Below are 329 nucleotides of genomic sequence, written 5' to 3' on the forward strand. Positions count from 1 at the left end.
GAACAGGGATTTAAAGTTAATCACAAACGCGTCCTCCGAATTATGAAGGAACAAGGCTGGACATGTCAGGCCTTTAATAAGCAAACTCGTAAATATAACTCATACAAAGGAGTTGTTGATAGAATCGCCAAAAACAAGTTACACCGGCGATTCAAGACAGATCGACCATATCAAAAACTTGTCGCCGACGTTAGTGAATTTCGATACGGTCAGATGAGTCAAAGTGAGCGAATCTATTTAGAGCCCATCATGGATTTATTTTCGGGTGAAATTTTGGCATTTAACATTAGTGCACATCCAACTCTTGAGTTTGCGTTGAAGCCACTAAA

1 pseudogene is annotated in these 329 nt (G+C 39.8%); it reads left to right on the forward strand.

The features are described 5' to 3' along the window. Positions 1-42 precede the first annotated feature (42 nt). A pseudogene (locus tag LOSG293_RS09880) lies at positions 43-329 on the forward strand (IS3 family transposase); the annotation flags it as partial.

The organism is Secundilactobacillus oryzae JCM 18671 (genome assembly GCF_000740055.1).
Classification (GTDB): domain Bacteria; phylum Bacillota; class Bacilli; order Lactobacillales; family Lactobacillaceae; genus Secundilactobacillus; species Secundilactobacillus oryzae.